General features: G+C 59.9%; 3 protein-coding genes. 2 read left to right on the forward strand and 1 reads right to left on the reverse strand.

Annotated features, from left to right (window positions below; all coding sequences use genetic code 11):
• Window positions 1-149 precede the first annotated feature (149 nt).
• Together GWQ22_RS20960 and GWQ22_RS20965 are read left to right on the forward strand one after the other, a co-directional pair.
• Window positions 150-857 (forward strand): GntR family transcriptional regulator, encoded by a 708-nt coding sequence (locus tag GWQ22_RS20960; RefSeq protein ID WP_275931558.1) that lies wholly within the window; start codon window positions 150-152, stop codon window positions 855-857.
• Window positions 858-1,293: 436 nt separating this feature from the next.
• Entirely contained in the window at window positions 1,294-2,520 is a 1,227-nt protein-coding gene (locus tag GWQ22_RS20965) for an aromatic amino acid transporter (protein ID WP_108536587.1), read from the forward strand.
• A 385-nt stretch (window positions 2,521-2,905) separates the two neighbouring features.
• Here GWQ22_RS20965 and GWQ22_RS20970 read toward each other — a convergent pair whose 3' ends face one another.
• Entirely contained in the window at window positions 2,906-3,346 is a 441-nt protein-coding gene (locus GWQ22_RS20970) for a hypothetical protein (protein WP_345893651.1), read from the reverse strand.
• Window positions 3,347-3,553: the final 207 nt, after the last annotated feature.

The raw sequence follows: 3,553 nt of genomic DNA on the forward strand, positions 1-3,553 counted from the left end.
GAACAGGGATTGCAGGCTGGAGCTCACTCTGGGAAGGCTGGCAAACACTGCAAAGTAAACTGGACGGCTTTATTGCCGCCAAAGAGATGATGGCTTCGGGGATCAAGATCTGATCAAGAGACAGGGTACAGGTTGAGAGAGGTCTAGCAGTGATCTATAAATCGGTGGCGGATCGGCTGCGTATCCGGGTCAATGGCGCGGATTGCCGGGTGGGAGACGTATTGCCGAGCGAGAAGATACTGGCGAGCCAGTTTGGTGTGTCGCGGATGACGGTGCGCAAGGCGGTGGACATGCTGATCGAATGGGGGCTGGTGGCGCGGCGCCACGGCAGTGGCACCTATGTGACCAAGAAGGATGTTCAGCACGAGACCAAGGGGTTGAGCGGCTTTACCGAGCTGATGCGCGATCAGGGCCGGGTACTCACCAGTCAGGTGCTGGAGTTTCGTACCATGCCGGCCCCGCCTGCGATTGCCAGCCAGCTCAGGGTCAAGGTTAACGAGCCCGTCTATTTCTCCAGCCGGGTGCGTTCTGTGGATGGTCGGGCCCTGCTGCTGGAGGAGAGCTACATGCCGGTGCGACTGTTTCGCACCCTGTCGGTGGCTCATCTGGAGGGCTCCAAGTTTGCCTATATCGAGAATGAGTGCCAGCTTCCCATCGCTGGCAACTACGAGAGCTTCAGCGCCGTGCTGGCCGACCGGCAGATGGCCGAGTTGCTGCATATCGAGCAGGGGGCGCCCATCCTGCGGCTGAGCTCCCTCTCTTATGGCGAGAACGGGGAGTTTCTCAACTACTCCATCATGTTTCGCAACGCCAACGACTATCACGTTGACTACCACCTGCGCCGTGCCCGCGACTGACCCCGCCGCTGGTGGACCATGTCGCTGTCCCGGCCATCGCACAGGCAGCACGCCCCCCCCGTCACCGAGGGGGTGTTTGTGGGCCCGGTGCAGGCTGCCGCCATCACTCACCCATTGATCAGGCCACCCTCACCCGCCAGTTCGTGCCCTCACGGGTCTGGCAAGGTGGGGGCAAGCCGCCCGGATCGCCCCGTTTCGGGTCGTGTGGGTGACCCAAACAGGCAAGCGGATTTGATACCGGGCGGGCTGGAGGGTAAAGTCGCCACGGCGAAACGGTGGGCAGGGCGCGTCAGCACCCTGATATGCCGCCGGGTATCGGGTTCATTCCCTTCGCGAGAACAACAAATCGTCCCCTGTCATGGGCAGGGCGAACGTCAGGGCGCAGCCGTGGCTGCGCCATTTTTTTGCAGTGAGAACAGGGTAGGAGAAGTGGAATATGGGGCATAAGCCATCGTTGGTGGGCGGGGCATGTATCATTGCCGGCGTCTGTGTAGGGGCTGGCATGCTGGGCTTGCCGAGTGCCGGGGCGGGTGCCTGGACCATCTGGTCCATCCTGGCCATCACCCTGACCATGGTGGTGATGACGGTCTCCGGCTGGATGCTGCTGGAGTCCTATCAGGGCTACCCGCTGCGCGTGTCGTTCGATACCGTGACCCGGGAGCTGCTGGGAGAGAAGGTCAACGCCCTCAACAACCTCACCGTCTACTTCGTCGGTGGCATACTGCTCTACGCCTACATCACCTCGGCCGGTCTCATCATAGATGGCATGACCGGCATCGGCAGTCACTGGGGCTCCATCCTGTTCACTCTGGGTTTCTCCGGGCTGGTGTGGCACTCGACCCGGGCGGTGGATCGCATTTCGGTCGTGCTGGTCATCGCTATGGGGCTGAGCTTCGTGTTCGGCATCTCGGGGTTGTCGCTCAACATCAAGCCGACCCTGCTGTTCGATACCCTGAGCCAGCATGCCAGCTATGCACCCTATGCGCTGGCCATGCTGCCGGTGGCGCTCACCTCGTTCGGTTATCACCACTCGGTGTCGTCCATGCGTGCCTACTACGGTGAGGAGCGCCGCGCTCGTTACGCCATCCTCGGTGGTACTGCCATCGCGCTGCTGTTCTACCTCATCTGGCTGGTGAGCGTGTTTGGCAACCTGCCGCGCAGCGAGTTCGGGGCTGTGGTGGCACAGGGCGGCAACGTTGACGTGCTGCTCAAGGCGCTGGCCTCGGTGATAGAGTCAGAGGCCGTCGCCAATGCCCTCAACCTCTTCTCCATGGCCGCCATCCTCTCCTCCTTTATCGGGGTCGGTCTGGGGGTGTTCGACTATCTGGCGGATTTGTTCAAGTTTGACAACAGCCATCAGGGCCGCGCCAAGTCGTGGGCCGTCACCTTCCTGCCACCGCTGCTGCTCTCCCTGCTGTTCCCGTTCGGCTTCCTGATGGCCATCGGTTACGCCGGTGCCGTGGCGACCCTCTGGACCTGCATCATACCCGCGCTGCTAGCCTGGAAGGTACGCGCCGGCAAGCGTGCTCAAAGCGGTAAGGGCGATGGCTTCCGCACGCCGGGCGGCCTGCCGATGATAGTGGGCGTCTTGCTGTTCGGGGTGCTGACCGCGCTCTTCCATCTGCTCAACATGGCGGGTCTGCTGCCTGTCTATACCGGCTGAGTTATATAAAAAACAGCCCGCCCGCCGTCACCGGTGGTATGCAGCAAAACGGCGCCTTGGGGCGCCGTTTTGCTGTGGAGTGGTTTTCACATATCACCCCCATCCAGCCCAAGTTGTGCAAGGGAAGGATGAAGTTTGGGATTAAATTTGGAAAGATTAAATTTGGAAGGATTAAATTTGGACACCCACCTGATGGGAAATGACGAATAGCTTGGGAGGCTCCATTCATACGCAGGCTGGTTTAGGGGTTGGAAGGCATGAAACAGCAATGGGAGTACAAGCTGTGAGCTTGAGCGAGCGTCAGTGGCTGCCAGTTGGCAATCAGTGTCTGTACAGCGTCAACGAGGATTGCTGATTGGTGGTGAACTCACGAGGCTTTCCGGTATCAAGGATTGGGCTGATAACATCGCGTCTGGCCACAATGCGCGGCGTAGCGCTGGCAGCAAATCTTGTCGCCAATCGCCCGGATACCGTGACGCCGAAACAGGGTGACTTGCCCCAACCATTGTCCCTCTTCTATGCCCAGGCGCTGCAGCACAGGTGCGAGATGGTGCGGAATATGGCCACGCTTATCCAGACGAATTACGCGTCCTGTCCAATCCACCAGTGCCAGATAATCGGCAAAACTGCAGGGGAGTTCTTCGGGCTTGCCTTCTCTTGCAAAAGGCAACAGCAAGGAGGCTGGTGCGGATAAATCAGCTGTCTGTTCAATCCGTCGCTGGATGCTGGTGAAATCGCTCTCCTCCGGTGTGGTGGCGATGCCAGCCCGGATGGGATTGAGGTCAACATAGGTCATGCAGGCCAGCAGCGCCGACTCGGTGAGCAAGGCCTGGCTTTTGAAGCGTCCTTCCCAGAAGTGGCCCTTGCAGCCATCTTCCTGATTGGCCTGGCGGGCCAGCGACTCGTTCGTAAGCGCCGTTAAATCGACCTACTTGCCTTTACCGTATTGCGCCACTTTTTTTGCAATCGGCTCCAGCGGGACGTTCCATGGCAGCAGGGCTTCGAGCTTTTCCAGGGTATCGGCCTCGCCAAT

This window comes from Aeromonas sp. 1HA1 (assembly GCF_029237385.1).
GTDB lineage: Bacteria > Pseudomonadota > Gammaproteobacteria > Enterobacterales > Aeromonadaceae > Aeromonas > Aeromonas popoffii.

Bases quoted from the DNA above. Each gene is read 5' to 3' on its own strand.
- GWQ22_RS20965 (WP_108536587.1), top strand. From the start codon at position 1,294: ATGGGGCATAAGCCATCGTTGGTGGGCGGGGCATGTATCATTGCCGGC.